The sequence below is a fragment of the Fusobacteria bacterium ZRK30 genome (assembly GCA_024628785.1).
Taxonomy (GTDB): Bacteria; Fusobacteriota; Fusobacteriia; order Fusobacteriales; family Fusobacteriaceae; genus Psychrilyobacter.
In genome coordinates, this window is sequence record CP102405.1 from 854,606 (window position 1) to 874,674 (window position 20,069).

The 20,069-nt window shown below is 35.2% G+C and carries 19 protein-coding genes; 14 read left to right on the forward strand and 5 right to left on the reverse strand.

The window, feature by feature from the left end; genetic code table 11:
- The first annotated feature begins 10 nt into the window (after window positions 1-10).
- Both speE and speB read left to right on the forward strand, forming a co-directional pair.
- Complete coding sequence (speE, locus tag NRK67_09255) at window positions 11-868, forward strand: polyamine aminopropyltransferase (GenBank protein UUV19599.1); 858 nt, start codon at window positions 11-13, stop codon at window positions 866-868.
- Complete coding sequence (speB, locus tag NRK67_09260; protein ID UUV19600.1) at window positions 858-1,706, forward strand: agmatinase; 849 nt, start codon at window positions 858-860, stop codon at window positions 1,704-1,706. Before speE ends, speB begins: the two co-directional genes overlap by 11 nt.
- 54 nt (window positions 1,707-1,760) lie before the next feature.
- Here speB and NRK67_09265 read toward each other — a convergent pair whose 3' ends face one another.
- The 5 genes from NRK67_09265 to NRK67_09285 form a co-directional block, all read right to left on the reverse strand.
- Window positions 1,761-3,035, reverse strand: coding sequence for an ArsB/NhaD family transporter (locus NRK67_09265; GenBank protein ID UUV19601.1), 1,275 nt, complete (start codon window positions 3,033-3,035; stop codon window positions 1,761-1,763).
- A 19-nt stretch (window positions 3,036-3,054) separates the two neighbouring features.
- The gene (locus NRK67_09270; GenBank protein UUV19602.1) at window positions 3,055-3,978 is read right to left on the reverse strand and encodes a PTS sugar transporter subunit IIA; all 924 of its coding nucleotides are present in this window, start codon (window positions 3,976-3,978) and stop codon (window positions 3,055-3,057) included.
- A 506-nt stretch (window positions 3,979-4,484) separates the two neighbouring features.
- Complete coding sequence (locus NRK67_09275; protein ID UUV19603.1) at window positions 4,485-5,153, reverse strand: FCD domain-containing protein; 669 nt, start codon at window positions 5,151-5,153, stop codon at window positions 4,485-4,487.
- A 109-nt stretch (window positions 5,154-5,262) separates the two neighbouring features.
- Window positions 5,263-7,959, reverse strand: a complete 2,697-nt coding sequence (ppdK, locus tag NRK67_09280) for a pyruvate, phosphate dikinase (protein UUV19604.1) — start codon at window positions 7,957-7,959, stop codon at window positions 5,263-5,265.
- A 182-nt stretch (window positions 7,960-8,141) separates the two neighbouring features.
- The gene (locus tag NRK67_09285) at window positions 8,142-8,315 is read right to left on the reverse strand and encodes a hypothetical protein (protein ID UUV19605.1); all 174 of its coding nucleotides are present in this window, start codon (window positions 8,313-8,315) and stop codon (window positions 8,142-8,144) included.
- Window positions 8,316-8,482: 167 nt separating this feature from the next.
- On the opposite strand from NRK67_09285, the gene NRK67_09290 reads away from it, so the two are divergent.
- The 12 genes from NRK67_09290 (at window position 8,483) to glpQ (ending at window position 20,003) form a co-directional block, all read left to right on the forward strand.
- Window positions 8,483-9,553: an AI-2E family transporter gene (locus NRK67_09290; GenBank protein UUV19606.1), complete on the forward strand. Its 1,071-nt coding sequence runs from the start codon at window positions 8,483-8,485 to the stop codon at window positions 9,551-9,553.
- A 32-nt stretch (window positions 9,554-9,585) separates the two neighbouring features.
- Complete coding sequence (locus NRK67_09295) at window positions 9,586-10,482, forward strand: fumarylacetoacetate hydrolase family protein (GenBank protein ID UUV19607.1); 897 nt, start codon at window positions 9,586-9,588, stop codon at window positions 10,480-10,482.
- A 160-nt stretch (window positions 10,483-10,642) separates the two neighbouring features.
- A complete protein-coding gene (locus NRK67_09300; protein UUV19608.1) occupies window positions 10,643-11,071 on the forward strand; it encodes a hypothetical protein in 429 nt (142 codons plus the stop codon).
- 115 nt (window positions 11,072-11,186) lie between these two features.
- Window positions 11,187-12,248 (forward strand): heat-inducible transcriptional repressor HrcA, encoded by a 1,062-nt coding sequence (gene hrcA, locus NRK67_09305; protein UUV19609.1) that lies wholly within the window; start codon window positions 11,187-11,189, stop codon window positions 12,246-12,248.
- The gene (gene grpE / locus NRK67_09310; GenBank protein UUV19610.1) at window positions 12,241-12,780 is read left to right on the forward strand and encodes a nucleotide exchange factor GrpE; all 540 of its coding nucleotides are present in this window, start codon (window positions 12,241-12,243) and stop codon (window positions 12,778-12,780) included. The genes hrcA and grpE overlap by 8 nt, the downstream gene beginning before the upstream one ends.
- 92 nt (window positions 12,781-12,872) lie before the next feature.
- The gene (gene dnaK, locus NRK67_09315) at window positions 12,873-14,699 is read left to right on the forward strand and encodes a molecular chaperone DnaK (GenBank protein ID UUV19611.1); all 1,827 of its coding nucleotides are present in this window, start codon (window positions 12,873-12,875) and stop codon (window positions 14,697-14,699) included.
- A 160-nt stretch (window positions 14,700-14,859) separates the two neighbouring features.
- A complete protein-coding gene (locus NRK67_09320; protein ID UUV19612.1) occupies window positions 14,860-15,312 on the forward strand; it encodes a GNAT family N-acetyltransferase in 453 nt (150 codons plus the stop codon).
- Window positions 15,313-15,347: 35 nt separating this feature from the next.
- The gene (locus NRK67_09325; protein UUV19613.1) at window positions 15,348-16,226 is read left to right on the forward strand and encodes an aldose 1-epimerase family protein; all 879 of its coding nucleotides are present in this window, start codon (window positions 15,348-15,350) and stop codon (window positions 16,224-16,226) included.
- 94 nt (window positions 16,227-16,320) lie between these two features.
- Complete coding sequence (gene dnaJ, locus NRK67_09330; protein UUV19614.1) at window positions 16,321-17,463, forward strand: molecular chaperone DnaJ; 1,143 nt, start codon at window positions 16,321-16,323, stop codon at window positions 17,461-17,463.
- A 208-nt stretch (window positions 17,464-17,671) separates the two neighbouring features.
- A complete protein-coding gene (yajC, locus tag NRK67_09335) occupies window positions 17,672-17,974 on the forward strand; it encodes a preprotein translocase subunit YajC (GenBank protein UUV19615.1) in 303 nt (100 codons plus the stop codon).
- Window positions 17,975-18,009: 35 nt separating this feature from the next.
- On the forward strand, window positions 18,010-18,510 hold the full coding sequence (locus tag NRK67_09340) for a hypothetical protein (protein ID UUV19616.1): 501 nt from the start codon (window positions 18,010-18,012) through the stop codon (window positions 18,508-18,510).
- A gap of 443 nt (window positions 18,511-18,953) precedes the next feature.
- Window positions 18,954-20,003: a glycerophosphodiester phosphodiesterase gene (glpQ, locus tag NRK67_09345; GenBank protein ID UUV19911.1), complete on the forward strand. Its 1,050-nt coding sequence runs from the start codon at window positions 18,954-18,956 to the stop codon at window positions 20,001-20,003.
- Window positions 20,004-20,069: the final 66 nt, after the last annotated feature.

Below are 20,069 nucleotides of genomic sequence, written 5' to 3' on the forward strand. Positions count from 1 at the left end.
GGAGGAAGTTATGTTAGATTTATGGTATACAGAAAATTGGACTGAGAATACAAAGTTCTCTATTAAGGTAAAAGAACACCTTCACAGCGAGATGAGTAAATTCCAAAAGATAGATTTTTTTGATTCGGAAGAATATGGTAAGTTTTTTACTTTAGACGGACTTATGATGGTCACAGAAAAAGATGAATTTATCTATCATGATATGATTACCCATGTAGCTATGGCAACCAATCCAAAGGTAAAAAAAGTATTGGTAATTGGTGCTGGTGACGGCGGAACTGTAAGAGAACTTACTAGGTATAAAAATATAGAAAAGATAGATATGGTAGAAATAGATGAAAGGGTAGTAAGGTTATCCCAGCAATTTCTACCAGTTACAGCTGAGAAATTAGAAGATCCTAGAGTAACTATGTATTTTGAAGATGGATTAAAATTTGTAGAAGAGGCAGAGACAGGGAAATATGATCTGATTTTAGTGGATTCTACCGACCCAATATCTGTAGGTGAGGGATTATTTACAACAGAATTTTATAACAATTGCTTCAGAGTATTAGGAGAGGAAGGAATCTTAATAAATCAGCATGAATCTCCATATTTTGAAAAGTTCTCAAAAGAGATGCAGAAAGCTCATAGAAAAATATTGGATACTTTTCCAATAGCTAAAGTATATCAATTTCATCAACCTACTTATCCTTCAGGACACTGGTTATTTGGATTTGCTTCTAAAAAATTCGACCCTATAAAGGATCATAACCCGGAAGAATGGGAAAAATTAAATATAAAAACTAGATATTATAATTCAGAGCTGCACAGAGGATGTTTTGCTCTACCGAATTATGTTAAGGAGATGTTAGAGATTGAGAAATAAAAATATTTCTACTTTTATTGGATTTGATAATGAATACCACGAATCCAAAATAGTAGTGTTTGGTGCTCCCTTTGATGGAACCACATCTTTTCGACCTGGCACCAGGTTTGCTCCAGAAGTAATGAGGAGAGAATCTTACGGATTGGAAACTTACAGCCCTTATTTAGAAAAAGATTTAGAAAATTATAATGTTTTTGATGGAGGGGATTTAGAGTTTTCATTTGGAAATCCAAAGAGTACTTTAGACAGCATATATAGATATGCAGAAAAAATATTAAAAGATGATAAAGTTCCATTTATGGTAGGAGGGGAACATCTGGTTTCCTATGGAACAATAAAGGCTGTACATGAGAAATATCCTGATCTTCATGTTATTCATCTGGATGCGCACGCAGATCTGAGAGATGACTATATGGGAGAGAAATTTTCCCATGCTTCGGTATTAAGAAGGTGCTGGGATATTTTAGGAGATGGAAAGATCTATCAATTTGGCATTAGATCCGGAAACAAGGAAGAATTCTTATGGGCCAAAGATCATACCTATATGGAAAAATTTGGTATAGATACCTTAGCCGAGATAACAGAAAAATTAAAGGATGTTCCAGTATATATAACTATTGATCTAGATATTCTGGACCCCTCTATCTTTTCGGGAACTGGTACACCAGAACCGGGAGGACTGACATTCAATGAGATTGTAAAGGGGATAAAAGAATTTGAAAAATTAAATGTTGTAGGAGGAGACATAGTAGAGCTATCTCCTAACTACGATACAAGTGGAGCTTCTACAGCAACAGCTTGTAAAGTTTTAAGAGAAGTAATCCTAACTATGGTATAAAAAAAAGTCACAGACAAATTTGTCTGTGATTTTTTTATACTAATGTTTTATTCTTTAGAAATATTTAACGAATAGATAGATATTTGCTATGATTAAGGTCTGAACAGCTATGACTATACCGAACTTCATAAATTTACCAAAGCTTATCTTACATCCTGCCTTATTGGCTGAATTTATAGCTACGACATTGGTTGCCGATGCTAAGATGGTGATATTTCCTCCTAAGAGTGATCCCATAGACAGTGCCCACCAAAGTGACATGGTATTTCCCCCTGAAAAAGTAGGGAGCATAAAATGGATGATCTTAGAAACCATAGCTGCATTGGCTACATTCCCTATAACAGATGTAAAAGCGGCGGAAACCCAAAGCACCATAGCTGCTGCATAGTGCAGGTGACCATCAGCTAACTCTAAAACTTTATCTCCTACAAGATCTACAATTCCTGTAGCTTCTATCCCCTGTATCAACATGAATAATCCCATAAAGAAAAATAGTGTATCCCATTCTACATGTTTAAAAACTTCTATAGGTTCCCTTTTGGTTATCAGGATCAATACCACTGCACCAGTAAGAGCCATGATCGCCAATCCCTTGTCGATGAAGTTATTCATCAAAAATCCAAAGATTACCAGAGCAAATATAGTAGCAGATTCCTGGAGCAATTTCATGTCCTTTAGGGATCTAGAGGCATCGAGTTCCATTACTCTGGCTTTTAAGTCCCTAGAGACTATCATCTTTCTACCATACATAAAATAAACTGTGATAAGAAGCACAACCAGTGAAATGATAGCTACCGGAGCTGTATTAATCAGGAAATCATTGAAACCAAGTTTACCCTCTGCTCCTATGATAAGCTGGGTAGGGTCACCGATCAATGTAGCTAATCCACCTATATTGGCTGACATTATAAGGGTCATAATATATACAAAGGGGTCTACCTTTAGTTGGTTTGCCAGTAAGATAGATACCGGTGCCATGAGTAAGATAGTAGTTACATTATCTAAAAATGCTGAACATACAGCTGTAATTACTGCAAGGAGCACAAGTAATGGGAAAGGTTCCCCCTTAACTAGTTGCGCTACCTTTACTGCTAAATATTGAAATACCCCTGTCTCTGAGATGAAATGAACTATTATCATCATCCCTACCAGCAGGAGGATGATCTCCAATCTTGAACCAATAGCATGGAGTGCTTCATGCTCATTTATAATTCCTACAAGTGCCATGGAAAGACCACCTAAAAGAGTGGCTATGGGACCTGGAACTTTCTCTGTTATTATTAAATAAAATGTTGCTATAAATATAATTAAACCTATTGCTAACTGCATCTTTACTTTCCTCCTAAACTTATATATGTAAAACTTTTTTGATTATATGTGATCTTAAAATTGTTCCGTAATATTTTCCCTTTTCAACCACATATATTCTGGTAAAGCCTTTATTTACCATGAGCAGGCATATTTCCATTATAGGAGTTTTTCTGTCTACAACTATTGTTTTTTTTCTGTAAATTTCATCGATTGTGGCTGTTTTTTCATTTTTTAAATACTCCTCGAAGGGCTCCCCTATGGTGAAGAAATTTAAGTCATCCATTACCGATGTATAGTCGGGCATACCATAGGAAATTAACTCCCTTTCTGTTATCTCTCCTAAGAAATTTCTGTTATCATCTACCACAGGAAATCCCGGTTTCTCCTCTGTGATAAGCCTTCTGGCTATATTATCTAAGGTATCGTCCGGACTCACTGGTTTTATTGTAGGATCCATAACATCTTCAGCAGTGATCTTATTTTCCACCTTTACATCGATATGACTTAAAAGATCATATATCTCAGCTCCTGTCTTGGCGTTTTTCAATTTGTCTAAGAGGACCTTATCTTTAACAGCTATCTTAGTGATAGAAGACATGATCTTTAAGATAACTTTACTCTTTAGAGTTTCGGCTGTGATCATAAAGAAGATCTTTACCTGATCTTTATTTCTCATATCTGCCATATCACATTCAATAGGTTCCTTCATGACACCTATAGAGATAAGGATATCGTCATATCCATCTACCCTGGCATGGGGAATAGCAATCCCACTCCCCATTACAGTAGACACCTCAGCTTCCCTGGCAAAGACTGATTTTCTTATGAGATCTACAGATTCATTGAATATCTTGTCATTTTTAGCTGTGTTGTCGATCATTTGACCGATAATATCTTCCTTAGTATCTCCCTCTAAATTTAAGTAGATACACCTAGGATTCAGATAACTTGATAATTTCATATATAACCCCCAAAATTTTTTTATTTAAAATCGAGAAAAAAATAAATTTTTTCTCGATCTTTATTTTTATATTATATTATACAATTTATTCAGATTTTTTTTATTTTTATTTTAATATTAATTTTATTAAAGTTATTAACATAGTAATTTATTTTTTTTAGTATTGATATTGTTTGAATTTTTATTTCTGATAAGGAAGAAGACTAAAACTACTCTTCCTAACATACTGATCCTGATCATTTTAAATAAGATGGAAAATTTAGCGGCTTCCTCTCCTAAAAAAATACCTCTAGCGACGACTTGACCTCCAGTATATTCCAAGAGATTGAGTGAGAAAAAACTGAAAATCAAATTTCAAACCTTAATTTTCAGAACTATCTCTTCAATTACTTTAAGGTATTATATAACTTTTAAGGGAAATTTAATAATACTAATTTCCTTTATTCTATATAAGTAAATCATTATGATAAAATCAAAAATAATAAATTATACAAGATCAAGAAAGACTATTTTATTTTATCCAAATCTTTTAAAGATCTCAATATATGCAGTTTAGTTGATAATTTTGCCATCTCTATATCCCTGTCTAAGATAGCATCCAGTATTTTCTTATGTTCCTCTATTCTTTCAGCAGGGGGAAGTTTATGGTATTCTTCGGTATAATTGTATTTTAGGATGTTAAAAATTATCTGGTTGACCTTGGATAACATCTTATTCTGGCTTCCGCTTGCAATTTCCTGGTGAAAATCCATATCCAAAAGAAAAAACTCTTCTCCTCCATTGCTGATTCTCATCTTATCAAATATAGATTGTAAGTTTTCTTTATTCTCTTTGTCAGCATTTTTTATAAAGAGCTCTACTGCAAGAACATCCATATAACTACGATATTCCAGGATCTCATGGTAGCTGCTCCCACTGATTGCCATAAAAGGAATAAGGTTATTTAAATAGGTTCCCTCATCGACCTTATTTACAAAACTTCCCCCTCCTCTTTTTTTAGATAAGATATTAAGTGCTGCTAATTTTTCAATAGCAGATCTTACAGAAACTCTGCTGATCCCTAGTTCCTCAGCCAGTCTGACTTCAGGGGTAATCTTGTCTCCTGCCTTCCACTCCCCCTTAACGATCATCTTTTCGATATATTCGTATGCTATATCTATAGCTGTTTTCTTCATAAAACTTCAACTCCTTACTTTTAACTATTAACATCATACCCTATTAAGGGCAAAATAAAAAGTAGCTAAACAGTGTGTCTAGCTACTTTTCCTTTAAAAAATTATAATTTTATTTGATTTCTGCCTTGGCAGCAGACAGCCTTGCTATGGGAATTCTGTATGGGGAACAGCTGACATAGTCAAAGCCCAGGCCATTTACAAATTTAATGGAATGGGGCTCACCTCCATGTTCACCACATATTCCAATCTCCAAATCTTTATTGATATTTCGTCCTTTAGTGCTGGCAATATCCATGAGCTGTCCTACACCTTCTGCGTCTATTATTTTGAATGGATCAGCCTCTAATACTCCCTCTTTCAGATAAGTCGGTAAAAATGTTCCTGTATCGTCTCTGGAGTATCCAAAGGTCATCTGGGTCAGGTCGTTTGTACCAAAGGAGAAAAATTCTGTTTCTAAAGCTATTTTATCTGCTGTAAGAGCAGCCCGGGGAACTTCGATCATAGTTCCTATTTTATATTTGATGCTATTATTTTTCTCTTCAAAAACCTTTGTAATGGTATCCAGGATCAGTTGTTTTTGTAATCTATATTCCTCTACCTTTCCAATAAGGGGTACCATTATTTCTGGATAGACATCTATCCCTCTAGAATGTACCTCTAGAGCAGCCTCTATAATAGCCCGGGTCTGCATAATGGTGATCTCAGGATAGGTGATTCCCAGACGGCATCCACGATGGCCTAACATTGGGTTGGATTCTTTCAGATGCTCTACAGCTTCTCTGATCTTCCCGGCTGGAACATGAATTTCATGGGCCAGTTCCTCTTGTTTTTCCTTGGTATGTGGAAGGAATTCATGGAGAGGCGGATCGAGTAACCTTATGGTGACGGGTTTTTCTTTTAAAACTTCAAAGATCCCTATAAAGTCCTCCCTTTGAAGGGGCAGCATCTTAGCCAGAGCTTTTTCCCGTCCTTCTTTATTTGGAGCTAAGATCATCTCCCTCATGGCTTTGATCTTGTCTTCTTCAAAGAACATATGCTCTGTCCTGCAGAGACCGATTCCTTTAGCTCCAAATTCAATGGCTTTTTTAGCATCTTTTGGAGTGTCTGCATTTGCTCTTACTTCCATTCTGGCTAGTTTGTCTGCGATCTCTAAAATTTGGTGGAAATTATCGTCTAATTTAGGAGCTTTAGTGATAAGTTTACCCTCATATACCATTCCGGTGCTACCGTCGATAGAGATAAAATCTCCCTCTTTGAATACCTTATCTCCTACCTTAAATTTTCTTTTTTTATAGTCGATCACTATCTCTCCGGCTCCGGCAATGCAACATTTTCCCATTCCACGGGCTACCACAGCTGCATGGGAGGTCATCCCCCCGCGAACAGTTAGGAATCCCTGAGCCAGATTCATACCGTTGATGTCCTCGGGAGAAGTCTCGAGTCTGACTAAGATAGCTTTTTCATATTTTTCAACCTCATCAGCAAAGAAAACAACCTGACCTACAGCAGCTCCTGGTGCAGCAGGCAGTCCACGTGTAAGAACTTCTACATCTATTTTATCCTTATCAAATACCGGGTGGAGAAGTTCGTCTATCTTGCTGAGTTTTATCCTCCTGATTACTTCCTCTGAATCTATCTTATTTTCATTGTAGAGGTCCATAGCTATCTTTATCATGGCCATACCTGTTCTTTTTCCAGTTCTGGTCTGGAGGAGCCAGAGTTTTCTGTTTTCAACTGTGAATTCCATATCCTGCATATCTGTATAATGATCTTCCAATATTGACTGAATCCTATAGAGATCTTTATATACTTCTGGCATGAGTTCTTCTAAAGATGGATGGATCCTTCTTCTATCTTCCATAGAGATATTATTTCGGACTGCCCACTCAATAGATTCTTTTTTAGTTATTTGCCATGGAGTCCTGACACCTGCAACTACATCTTCCCCTTGGGCATTTATTAAAAATTCTCCATTAAAATAATTTTCACCAGTAGCGGCATTTCTTGTAAAGGCTACCCCAGTAGCAGAATCAGAACCGGTGTTTCCATAGACCATAGACTGTACATTTACAGCAGTTCCCCAATTAGATGGGATCCCCTCGATAGCTCTATAGGTGATAGCTCTGTCATTCATCCAACTCCTAAATACGGCCAATATAGCCAGCCATAGCTGCTCATATGGATCCTGGGGAAACTGGATTCCCATTTGTTCGTGTATAATATCTTTAAATCTACTCACTAATGTTTTTAGATTTTCCACATTAAAATCAAGATCAGTTTTGATCTTTAAATCTTTTTTATAGTTGTCGATTATCTTTTCAAAGGGGTTGATATCCTCTTTGGATTCAGGTGTCATCCCCAGGACCACATCTCCATACATTTGAATAAATCTTCTGTAGGAGTCCCATGCAAACCTTGGGTTGTGAGTGATAGCAGCTAATCCTTCCACTATTTCGTCATTGAGTCCAAGATTTAAAACTGTATCCATCATCCCGGGCATAGACTGTCTGGCTCCAGATCTGACTGAAAATAATAATGGATTTTTAGAATCTCCAAATTTTTTACCTAAGATACCTTCAACTTCATGAATACCGTCTTTTATGTCGTTCCAAATAGAATCTTTTAGGGCTTTTTCCCCGAACTCAGTATAAAAATTACACATTTCAGTAGTCAATGTAAACCCGGGAGGTACTGGAACACCAATCTTGGCCATCTCAGCTAGATTGGCCCCCTTTCCTCCCAGCAAATTTTTAAGTTCTGCTCCACCGTCGGCTTTTCCATTACCGAACCTATAAATCTTACCCATATCCACTACCTCCCTTATTTTAAACTAAAACTTTATTATTGATTTATAAAATATGACCAACAAACTATTTTTTACTGCATTTTAATTTTCCTAACATGTATTATGTATTTACTGCTTTGTCTGTTGTTTACCTACAAAATAAAAGAAGAGCAGAAAAAAATCTGCTCTTTTGTGAGTTCGTGTTAAAATGCTTCCATTGTGTCTCCATAGATAGTTCTGCTGCCAACTATAATTGTACTTACATCGGAAAGATCACTTATTTTATCTCCTACTTTGATAGTACTGTCTTTACTGTCTAAATAAAATTCTTTTCGTCCGATATATATATCCCCATTTTTATAAATTACGACTAACATATAATCACCTCTTAAAAAATATTTTGTTATTATAGATAATACTCTACTTTATATATTTTCCTTTTAATATTTTAAATTAGGATATTTATAAGAAAAAAGTGACAGGAAATAAAAAGAAGGGGTAGTATACTCTGTTAAGATATTTGTATTGTGACAGGGAGGAGATTATGGAGAATAAAAAAAGTCAGGAGACACGAAAAGCTGTGAATATCTTTATACGGATAAGTTTTATAGCGATCCTTTTTATATGGAGTTTTACAATAATAAAGCCGCTTTTTATGATTACCCTATGGGGGATAATAATAGCAGTATCGAGTTTGCCGCTCCATAAGGGCCTCACAAAAATATTAAGGGGGAGAGATAAATTATCGGCGATATTATTGGTACTCACAGGGTTAATATGTGTGATATTACCTGTGGTGTTATTTATGGATTCTACAATAGGAAGTTTGGGAAAGATAGCGGGGAATTTAAAGGCCGGAACACTGACGATACCCCCAGTGAGCGAAGAAATAAAAGAAATTCCTATATTAGGTGAAAAAATAGGAGAGCTTTGGACATTGTTTAGAGGGGATTTTAGAGATATAATAGAAGCAGCAGCTCCTCAGCTCCAGATATATGCTCCTAAAATTTTAGGAATAATTTCAGCATTGGGGATAACCATAGTTCAATTTATTTTTTCCATATTGATAGGAGGAATATTTCTTATAAATGCAGAGGTTTCTAGCAGAGGAGCCGGGAAAATTTTTAAAATATTAATAGGAGAATTTGTTGAGGACTTTCATGAGGTAGCGGCAGGAACCATAAGAAGTGTCGTCCAAGGAGTTGTGGGGATAGCAGTAATCCAGGCTATTTTTGCAGGGATAGGGATGTTGGTAGCAGGAGTTCCAGGTGCAGGGATATGGAGTATATTGGTCATGATCTTGGCTGTAATTCAACTGCCGCCAATGATAATACTGTTACCCATAGCGGTATATGTGTATTCTACCCAGACTATAACCATAGGTGTGCTGTACATAATATGGACCCTATTTGTGGGTATATTAGATAACCTATTGAAACCATTTCTCTTGGGAAGGGGTGTGGATATCCCCATGCTTGTAATCCTCTTGGGATCTTTAGGAGGGATGCTTACTTATGGAATAATCGGGCTTTTTGCCGGACCTGTTATTTTAGCTTTGGGATATAAGTTTATGGTGGCCTTGGTGGAAAAAAATGAAACAAAAAATAGTGATTAGATATTTAATTTAAGATAACAGTGGGGGACAGGATGAAATTTTTTACATTTGAATATGAAGGGTTAGAGGAAATAGGGATATTAACGAGAGATGGGAAAAAAATAATACCCATAGATGAGGTTGAGTTGAGTCAGGAGTTCTTTGATATGAATGATTTTATAGAGACCCATGAGAAAAGTGATATAGAAAAATTGGACAAACTCTGGAAGGGAGAGAAAAAAGCAGATGTATACTACGATTTTGATAAGGTTTTAGTATTAGCTCCTATTCCTCTGCCCCTTCACGACATTATATCCATCGGATTGAACTATAAGGCACATATATCAGAGACAGTGTCTGAGTTGAAACTAAAAAATGAGGTTCCTGTGAGTCCTGTAATATTCAGTAAGAGAGCAAGACATGCAGGTGGCTCTGAGGCTGTAATACCATTACACGATGATATTACAAAAAAATTAGATTATGAAGTGGAATTAGGGGTAGTGATAGGAAAGGAAAGTTCCAAAGTCATAAAATCAGAGGTAAAGGACAGTATCTTTGGGTATACGATTATGAACGATATATCTGCCAGAGATCTTATGGTTGAACATCAGCAGTGGACTATGGGAAAGGGTCTGGATGGAGCTGTAGTTATGGGACCATGCATTGTTCATAAAGACTATATAGATTATCCGGTGAGATTAAATATATCTGCTAAGATAAACGGTGAAATGAGACAAAATTCCAATACTGAAAACTTTATATTTGATATAGATACATTGGTTTCAGATATATCAAAGGGGATGACTTTAGAAGCGGGAGATATAATCTCTACTGGAACTCCGGCAGGGGTAGGGATGTCCTTTGATCCACCTAAGTATTTAAAAGATGGAGATATTATAGAGTGTGAGATTGAGGAGATAGGAGTATTGAAAAATACCGTGAAGGGATAGATTATGGAGATCAAAATTATTTAAAATAGATTTATATAAATAGAAAAACGATTAAATCTAAAAAATGGATTTAGTCGTTTTTTTATATATTATGGTATAATATATAAAAAAATTAACTTTTCGTAAATGGAGAGATTGATTATTAAAGTTGGAGGTAAAGATGAAAAAGTTTAACTATATGGAGATGACAAATGACGGGTATAAGATTACTTGCGGTATAGAAAATGAAGTGATGTGTAATATATATGTCTGTGTAAAAGAGGGTGTAGCTGAAAAATTAGCTAAGGAACTATCTGAGAAAAGGATGAATGCAGGTATGGAATGGGAACTGTATGATTTTGAGGAAGAGAATGGAAATAAGGGGATAGGATATACATTTAATGCTGAGGAAGAAGATGTAGATTTTGAAGCTATGGTGGAACTATGTCATATCAATGACTTTAACTGTGTATATGAGATGGAAGCTCCCAATGGAGATTTAGATATCTATGAAGAGAAGATCGAGGAAGAGTTTGGAGAGTTCTTTGATGAAAAATTTGAAGAGATTGAAGAGTTAGAGGAGCAGATAGCTAAGGAAAGCAATAAATAAAGATAATTCCAACGTTTTAGCCACCTAGATGATAGGTGGCTAATTTTATGAGAAAAAGTGTTGACAAAGTTGGCAAAGAGGTATATACTTCATCATAAGTTAGCAATCTAATCTAATGAGTGCTAACAACTGGCTGATTGGAGTGGTGAAGATGATTACAGATAGAGAAAAGCTAGTGTTAGGAGCAATAATTGACTACTACTTGACTTCAGGTGGGACCATAGGTTCCAGGACATTAGTAAAAAAATATAATATAGAGTATTCATCGGCAACTATTAGAAATGTAATGGCTGATTTAGAAGATTTAGGTTATCTGTCGAAGACCCATACATCGTCGGGAAGAATACCTACAGATCTAGGATATAAATTTTATCTTTCGGAACTCCTTAAGATAGAAAAATTATCCAGAAAAGAGATGGAAAAAATACATCAAATATATGATGAAAAGATCGGAGAATTTGACGGGATACTGAGAAAAACTTCTAACTTGCTTTCTAAATTAACATCCTATGCAGGGATTGTACTAGAACCCAGCATAAGTCATGAGACGATAAAAAAGGTTGAATTAGTCCATGTAACTGATTATATGGCTATGGCTGTAATAGTTATGGATGACTCTACGGTAAGGACGAGAAAGATACATTTTGAAAATCCGATAGATGAGATAGAGTTAAAAAAAATATGTATAAAACTAAATGAAAAATCATCTAAAGGTGAAGTTCAGACCTTTGAGATAGAAGAATTTGTAAAGGAAAAAGGAAACCCGGTATTAGAGTCTATATCGGATAAAGTATATCAGGATATGGAGGGGGAATTTTTTATAAACGGTGCTTCTACTATATTTGAGGATAAGACGGTAGAGGAAGCCAAGGAAGCCCTGGAAATCTTTAACAGACGTAAGGGACTCGATGAAATATTTAAAGAACTGGTCAGCACAAGGGAGCATAAACAGGGAGAGGTGTATGTAGTATTTGGGGATGAACTAAATATAAAAGCACTGAAAGATTTTAGCTTTGTATATTCTTTCTATAAAAATGGTAGTTCCCAGGGAATTATAGGAGTAGTAGGGCCTAAAAGGATGGCTTATTCTAAAACTGTAGGCTTGGTGGAATACGTTACTGAAGAAGTTAATAATATGATTAATATAGCACTAAAAAAAGGAGACAGTCATGAGTAAGAAAAAAAAGGTTGAAGAAGAAAAAGTGGAAGAAGTGTTAAATGAGGAAAAAATAGAAGAGGTTGTAGAGGAAACATTAGAAGATAAAGTAGCTAAGATCGAGGCTGATCTTGAAGATTGGAAGAGTGCGTATGCTAGAAAGAATGCAGAATTTCAAAATTTTACTAAGAGAAAGCAAAATGAATTAGAAGAATTTAGAAAATATGCTTCAGAAAAAGTAATCTTAAAAGTATTAGAAGCTGTGGATAACCTTGAAAGAGGAGTTGCGGCATCTGTTGAAACAAAAGATTTTGATGCGTTGGTAAAAGGAGTAGAGATGACACTATCTCAAATGCATGGAATCATGAATACAGAAGGGGTAGAACCTATTGAAGCATTAGGAGAAGAGTTTGATCCTCATCTTCACCAAGCTGTGATGACAGAAAATTGTGAAGATATCGATAATGATCACATCATAATGGAATTACAAAAAGGATATAAGATGAAGGAAAGAGTAATCAGACCTTCAATGGTAAAAGTTTGTAAAAAATAGTACTCATCGATGGAAATATCGAAGTGAAAAATAAAATAATAATATAAGGGTAGAGTCTTAGACTTACCCATGATAATAGGAGGCAAAACAAAATGGGAAAAATAATAGGAATTGACTTAGGAACAACTAACTCATGTGTATCAGTAATGGAAGGTGGAAACTTTACAATAATAACAAATGCAGAGGGAGTAAGAACTACACCTTCAGTTGTAAACGTAAAAGATAACGGTGAGATCATAGTAGGAGAAATAGCTAAAAGACAAGCTGTTACTAACCCAGACTCTACAGTAGCATCTATCAAGACTCATATGGGAGAAGCTCATAAAGTAAATATTCATGGGAAGGATTACGGACCTCAAGAGATCTCAGCAATGATCTTAAAGAAATTAAAGAAAGATGCAGAAGCATATTTAGGAGAAGCAGTAACTGAAGCAGTAATCACAGTACCTGCATATTTCTCAGATGCACAAAGACAAGCAACTAAAGATGCAGGAGTAATCGCAGGATTAGATGTAAAAAGAATCATAAACGAGCCAACTGCAGCAGCATTAGCTTATGGATTAGATAAAAAAGAAGAGGAAAAAGTATTAGTATTCGACTTAGGAGGAGGTACATTTGACGTATCTATCTTAGAGATCGGAGACGGTGTAGTAGAAGTATTATCAACATCTGGAAACAACCATTTAGGTGGAGATAACTTTGATAAAGCAGTAATTAACTGGTTAGAATCAGAATTCAAAAAAGAAACTGGATTAGACCTTTCTAACGATAAGATGGCAGTACAAAGATTAAAAGATGCAGCTGAAAAAGCGAAGAAAGAATTATCAACAATGATGGAAACTCCTATATCATTACCATTTATCACAATGGATGCTACAGGACCAAAACATTTAGAGATGAAACTTACTCGTGCTAAATTCAATGAATTAACAGCTGACTTAGTAGAAGCTACAAAAGAACCAGTAAGAATAGCTCTTAAAGATGCAGGATTAACTCCTTCAGATATCGATGAGATCTTATTAGTAGGTGGATCTACAAGAATACCGGCAGTACAAGAATGGGTAGAATCATTCTTAGCTAAATCTCCTAACAAAGGAATCAATCCTGATGAAGTAGTAGCAGCAGGAGCAGCAATCCAAGGTGGAGTATTAATGGGAGACGTTAAAGACGTATTATTATTAGACGTAACTCCATTATCACTAGGAATCGAAACTTTAGGTGGAGTATTTACTAAGATGATAGAAAAGAACACAACTATACCTGTAAAGAAATCACAAGTTTACTCTACAGCTGTAGACAATCAACCGGCAGTATCAATCAACGTATTCCAAGGGGAAAGATCAAAGGCTGCAGATAACCATAAATTAGGAGACTTCAACTTAGAAGGAATCCCAGCAGCACCAAGAGGAGTACCTCAAATCGAAGTAACATTTGATATTGATGCAAACGGTATCGTACATGTAACTGCAAAAGATTTAGGAACTGGAAAAGAAAACAAGGTAACTATCACAGGATCTACAAACCTTTCAGAGGAAGAGATCGAAAGAATGAAAAAAGATGCTGAAGCTCATGAAGCTGAAGATAAGAAATTCAAAGATCTAGTAGAAGCTAGAAACAAAGCTGATATGATCATCTCATCTACTGAGAAATCTATAGAAGAGCATGGAGATAAAGTAACAGAAGAGGAAAAAACTGCTATTAAAGAAGCGGTAGAAGGATTAAAAGCTGTTAAAGACGGAGAAGATAAAGAAGCTATCGATACAGCAATGAAGACTTTAGAAGAAAAAGCTCATAAATTAGCTGAAGAGATATATAAAGAAGCTCAAGCAAAAGCTCAAGCTGAACAAGGTGGAGCTGCTCAAGGCGGAACTGAAAATAAAGCCGATGAAGATGTAGCAGAGGCAGAAGTAGTAGACTAAGAATAAGAGTGGGTTTGAAAAAAATAAGAGGGGGCTAAGCTTATAGGGTTTAGCCTCTCTTCTTGTATGGTATGGAAATCTATATTTTTCATATACATGAATTGGTGTCCGAAAGGACGGATGAAGCTAAAAAATGACATGAAATAGGGGGATACAATAGATGTTAAAATTAGAGAGAATGTCAGAATCGGACTTTAATATGGTAAAGGGAAAGATGATTGCTGATTACGCTAAAGACAAAGTAAAGGTTGGACACTGGTCGGATAGAGATGCTTTAGAGTTATCTAAGGAAGCGTTGGATAAGATTTTAAGTGAGGGAATAGCTACTCCTAACCACTATTTGTTAAATGCCTATGAAGATGAAGTTAAGGTAGGATTTGTTTGGATGAATGAATTTAACAATGAGATGTTTGTAAATAACACTTGTATCTTTGAAGAGTTTCAGGAAAAAGAATATGAGTTGCAGTTCATTGAGTTAATTGAAGAAAAGGCCAATGAGTTGGATATAAAAAAAATAAATGTCCATTCATATGGATATAATGAAAAAAATATAGCAGTATACAAGAAAATGGGATATGATATAACTGATATATATTTAAACAAAGGAATATAACTATAAAAGTTGGACTTTGAATGAGGAGAATAACTATGGGATATAAGATAACCGATGGAATCGCAGAGGCTGTTATAGATAGTCATGGTGCAGAGTTAAAAAGTTTAAAACTTTTAAAAAATAATGAAGAATTTATGTGGAATGCTGATCCTGAATTTTGGGGACGAACTTCACCTGTATTGTTTCCTATTGTAGGGGGATTAAAAGATGGGAGATATAGTTACCATGGAACAACCTATGAGATGGGACAGCATGGATTTGCAAGGGACAATAAATTTAAGGTTATTTCCCACGGGGAAACTAAGATAGTTTTTTTATTTGAGTCAAATGAGGAAACATTACAAAATTATCCATTTGAGTTTAAATTTTATATGGAGTACAGTCTGGAAAATGGGTGTCTATCCATTGAATATAAGGTGGAAAATTTATCTTCTGAAGAGATGTATTTTTCAATAGGAGCACATCCTGCCTTTAGTACTCCTGTAGATCAGGATATTCAAATTTCAGATTATTATCTGGAATTTGAAAAAAATGAAACAGCTTCAATACTTCCTTTAGAGGGGAGAAATATATCTAGAAATACCATGAAATTTTTAGAAGACAGTAAAAAAATAGAGTTAAGCAAAGATCTGTTTAAAAATGATGCCCTTATATTTAAAGGTTTGGATTCTAAAAATGTATCTTTAAAGTGTAAAAAAAATACCAGAGTTGTAACTATGGACTATAGTAACTTTGAATATATTGCATTCTGGAATAAGGTAGGAGCAGAATTTATATGTCTGGAGCCCTGGAATGGAATAGCAGATTTTATCGATGCAAGTGGCAGATTAGAGGAAAAAGATGGGATTCTTAAATTAGAGGGTCAGGGAAAATATAAAGCTAGTCTAAAGATAAAGGTTGAAGGTCAGAAATAACTGATAATTAAGATCTATATTTAAAAAATAGAAATTGAATCACTAAACAACTGTAAATTGGCGGCAAAAAGAAGAAGAAAAAAAGGAGAAAAAAATGTCTAAAAAAGATTTTTATGAAACGCTGGGAATACCTAAAGGAGCCAGTGAAAGTGAGATAAAAAAAGCCTATAGAAAAAAAGCTATGAAATATCACCCGGATAAATATAGTAATGCAAGTGCAAAGGAAAAAGACGATGCAGAGCATAAATTTAAAGAGGTAAATGATGCATATCAAGTTCTTTCAGATGGAGAGAAAAGATCTAAATATGACAGGTTTGGTCATGATGCATTCTCCCAAGGAGGAGGCGGAGCTGGAGGCTTTGGCGGATTCGGAGGATTCGGAGGAGCCGGAGGTTTTGAAGATATTTTTGGTTCATTCTTTGGAGGCGGAGGTTCCCGTGGTCCCCGTGTAGAACCTGGGGCAGATCTTAGATATACTGTAGAAATTACCCTTGAAGAAGCTGCGAAGGGGACAGAAAAAGAGGTTAAATACTTCAGGAAAGGTGAATGTCATACTTGTCACGGAAGTGGAGCCAAGCCGGGAACAAGTAAGAAAACCTGCCCAAAATGTAACGGTAATGGAAGGATAAAAGAGATCCAGAGAACTATGTTTGGAAACTTTGAAAATGTAGTCGAATGTGATAACTGTCATGGTCAGGGAGAGGTTCCTACAGAAAAATGTCCTACTTGTCATGGAACAGGGGTAGAGAAGGAAAAAGTAGAAAAACATGTGAAGATTCCGGCTGGAATAGATGATGGTCAAAGACTTAGATTAGGCGGGCTGGGAGAAGCCAGTGAAAATGGCGGACCAAATGGAGACTTGTATCTATTTATAAGGGTAAAAGAACATGCTATATTTGAAAGGCACGGATCGGATATAGTTTGTGAAGTACCAATCTCTTATACTAAGGCTGTTTTAGGAGGAGATATACAAATTCCTACCCTGGATGAAGCGATAAAGATAAAAATTCCAGAGGGAACTCAAACTGGAAAGGTATTCAGACTTCGTGGAAAGGGAATGCCTAGTACAAGAGGTGGAAGAGTAGGAGATGAATTGGTAAAAGTTGTAGTTGAAACTCCTACAAAACTAAATTCAAAACAAAAAGAATTATTAAAAGCCTTTGAAGATAGTTTAAAGGATAAAAACACAGGTATGAAAGAAGGATTTTTTGATAAATTAAAAGATCTATTTAAATAGAGATAAAAAAATAAAAAAGGGGAAGGAAATCTTCTCCTTTTTTTATATATCTTAATATAGGTATGAAAAAAATAAGGTTGAGAATTTAAAGTTTAATTGTGCAGGGGTTTAATGAAGGATTATTCTTGGTTTTAACAAAAAAAATTTTAAAAATGTGAAAGATAGTGCTATACTTTAGATAATAAAACTTAACAAAAAGGAGTACGATATGTTTAGTAATTTTTTAGCTTTTGGAGCGGAACAAGCAGGACAAACATCTGGTTACACAGGGATGGCAGTAACACTTATTATATGGGGGGCAATTTTTTATTTGTTTTTAATCAGACCGAATAAAAAGAAGCAAAAAAAACATGCTGACATGATAGATGCCTTACAGCCTGGAAAAGATGTTATAACTGCCGGGGGAATCAAAGGCGAAGTTGTATCTGTAAGCGATCAATATATTGTGATCAGAGTAGATAAAGGAGTTAGACTTACTTTTTCAAAAGACTCTATAAGAAAAGTATTATAGTGATCAGAAGTAATTCTAATAATAGGAGGTTAATCATGAAGAAGATAATGTTAATTTTAGCTATAACAGGAGTATTGATAAGCTGTTCTAGCAAAGATGAGACTGTAAAAAAAGAAACAACAGTTGAAGTGGTGGCACCTCAAGAAGAGGTTGTTGCTCCGGTAGAGACAACAGAAGTAGAAGCTACTGAAGTAGTTACAGTAGAGGTAGAAAAACCAGCTTTAACCGATGAGGACTATAAGTCGGTATCGGAACCGGCAAAAAAAACGGTGAAAAAGCCAGTGAAACAAACTAAACCTGCTCCTAAACCTGTAGAGAAAGAAGAGACAGCACCAGTAGAAGCAGTTATGGAAACTTCTGTAGATGACACTGTAGATTCAGATGTGGACAAGCAGATAGCAAAGACAGAAACTGAGACTAAAGCTGTAGAAGTAGAAACTCCAGTTGAAGAAAGTAGCAGCAATAAAACTCTTTTTGGAATTTTAGGAGCTATATTAGTAGCAGCAGCAGCAGTATTTGTATTTAAAAAGAAATAAAAAACCACCTTTTAGGTGGTTTTTTATTTTAAAATGGACTTTTGTAATAAAAAATTCTGTTTGTAGCCCCGGAATTGTATAAAATGTGAAAAAAATAACCACTTTACATTATAAAACGAACAATTTTCTTGACTTTTGAGTATTTTTGTCATATTCTTAATATAAGACAAAAATAAATACACCTAGAGTAAATAGAGTTGGGTTATTATAAATTGTATGGTTGCATACAATATTTTTATAATAACTTTTTTTGTTGTCTTTACGAAGAATTTACTCAAAAAATACGAAGAATTCACATGAAAGTGTTAAAATATCAGACGTTAGAGACGTTTAGGAAGAAAAAGGTTAAAAAAAGTCAGATTATATTTATCTAGTGGAAAAGACGATATTTTATCGTAAATAAAAAAGGGGGGAAGATGAAAAAAATAATTGGTTTATTGTTGATGTTAGCATTTGTAGGATGCACTAGCACAGGTGTTGTAGGGGATAAAAAAGCAGAAACAAAAAAGATCGTAGTAGCTCACAGAGGAGCCAGCGGTTATCTGCCAGAGCATAGTATGGCAGCAAAATCTATGGCATATGCAATGGGAGCAGATTATATTGAACAGGATGTAGTTATGACTAAGGATAATGAATTGGTTGTATTGCATGATCACTATTTAGACAGAGTAACCAATGTAGCTGAAGTTTATCCATATAGAAAGAGGGAAGACGGCAGATATTATGCTATCGACTTTACATTAAAGGAAATAAAAGGTCTTAAGATGACTGAAGGGTTTAATGTTAAAGATGGAAAGACAGTAGCAGGGTTTCCTGAAAGGTTCCCGATTTGGAAATCAGATTTTAAAGTTCATACTTTAGCTGAGGAGATCGAATTAATCCAGGGATTAAATAAAAGTACAGGTAAAAACATTGGAATTTATCCAGAGATTAAGGCACCTTGGTTCCATAGACACGAAGGGAAAGACATCAGTGTAGCAGTATTGAAAGTTCTTAAAAAGTATGGATATACTGAAAAAAGTGATTTAGTTTATTTACAATGTTTTGACCCTAATGAAGTTATACGTTTGAAAAAAGAGTTATTACCAGAATTTGGAATGGATATAAAATTAGTACAGTTAATAGCAGAGACCAGCTGGGATGAAACAATGGTATATGAAGATGGAAAAGCAGTTCCTTATAACTACGACTGGATGTTTGAAGATGAAGGAATGAAAAAAATATCTCAATACGCTGACGGGATAGGGCCTTGGAAGCCAATGCTTGTAACAGATGAATCTACAAAGGATAATCTGGTTATTACAGATATGGTGAAAGATGCTCATAGATATGGAATGGAGGTACATCCTTATACATTCAGATTAGATGAGGGGAGAATACCTGCATATGCATCGGATTTTGAAGATATGCTGGATATCTTTTATAATAAGGTTGGAGTAGACGGGGTATTTACAGATTTCCCTGATCGTGCTGTAAACTTTATAAATAAGTAAATAAATAAAAAAGTTATTAATAAGAACTGTTTATTAAAATAAAAAATTAAATAATAGGGGGAAAAA

What these genes read in the sequence shown, in the direction of transcription:
- speE (UUV19599.1), top strand. Translation starts at nt 11, where the DNA reads ATGTTAGATTTATGGTATACAGAAAATTGGACTGAGAATACAAAGTTC.
- NRK67_09265 (UUV19601.1), bottom strand. Translation starts at nt 3,035, where the DNA reads ATGCAGTTAGCAATAGGTTTAATTATATTTATAGCAACATTTTATTTA.
- NRK67_09270 (UUV19602.1), bottom strand. Translation starts at nt 3,978, where the DNA reads ATGAAATTATCAAGTTATCTGAATCCTAGGTGTATCTACTTAAATTTA.
- NRK67_09275 (UUV19603.1), bottom strand. Translation starts at nt 5,153, where the DNA reads ATGAAGAAAACAGCTATAGATATAGCATACGAATATATCGAAAAGATG.
- ppdK (UUV19604.1), bottom strand. Translation starts at nt 7,959, where the DNA reads ATGGGTAAGATTTATAGGTTCGGTAATGGAAAAGCCGACGGTGGAGCA.
- NRK67_09285 (UUV19605.1), bottom strand. Translation starts at nt 8,315, where the DNA reads ATGTTAGTCGTAATTTATAAAAATGGGGATATATATATCGGACGAAAA.
- NRK67_09290 (UUV19606.1), top strand. Translation starts at nt 8,483, where the DNA reads ATGGAGAATAAAAAAAGTCAGGAGACACGAAAAGCTGTGAATATCTTT.
- NRK67_09295 (UUV19607.1), top strand. Translation starts at nt 9,586, where the DNA reads ATGAAATTTTTTACATTTGAATATGAAGGGTTAGAGGAAATAGGGATA.
- NRK67_09300 (UUV19608.1), top strand. Translation starts at nt 10,643, where the DNA reads ATGAAAAAGTTTAACTATATGGAGATGACAAATGACGGGTATAAGATT.
- hrcA (UUV19609.1), top strand. Translation starts at nt 11,187, where the DNA reads ATGAGTGCTAACAACTGGCTGATTGGAGTGGTGAAGATGATTACAGAT.
- grpE (UUV19610.1), top strand. Translation starts at nt 12,241, where the DNA reads ATGAGTAAGAAAAAAAAGGTTGAAGAAGAAAAAGTGGAAGAAGTGTTA.
- dnaK (UUV19611.1), top strand. Translation starts at nt 12,873, where the DNA reads ATGGGAAAAATAATAGGAATTGACTTAGGAACAACTAACTCATGTGTA.
- NRK67_09320 (UUV19612.1), top strand. Translation starts at nt 14,860, where the DNA reads ATGTTAAAATTAGAGAGAATGTCAGAATCGGACTTTAATATGGTAAAG.
- NRK67_09325 (UUV19613.1), top strand. Translation starts at nt 15,348, where the DNA reads ATGGGATATAAGATAACCGATGGAATCGCAGAGGCTGTTATAGATAGT.
- dnaJ (UUV19614.1), top strand. Translation starts at nt 16,321, where the DNA reads ATGTCTAAAAAAGATTTTTATGAAACGCTGGGAATACCTAAAGGAGCC.
- yajC (UUV19615.1), top strand. Translation starts at nt 17,672, where the DNA reads ATGTTTAGTAATTTTTTAGCTTTTGGAGCGGAACAAGCAGGACAAACA.
- NRK67_09340 (UUV19616.1), top strand. Translation starts at nt 18,010, where the DNA reads ATGAAGAAGATAATGTTAATTTTAGCTATAACAGGAGTATTGATAAGC.
- glpQ (UUV19911.1), top strand. Translation starts at nt 18,954, where the DNA reads ATGTTAGCATTTGTAGGATGCACTAGCACAGGTGTTGTAGGGGATAAA.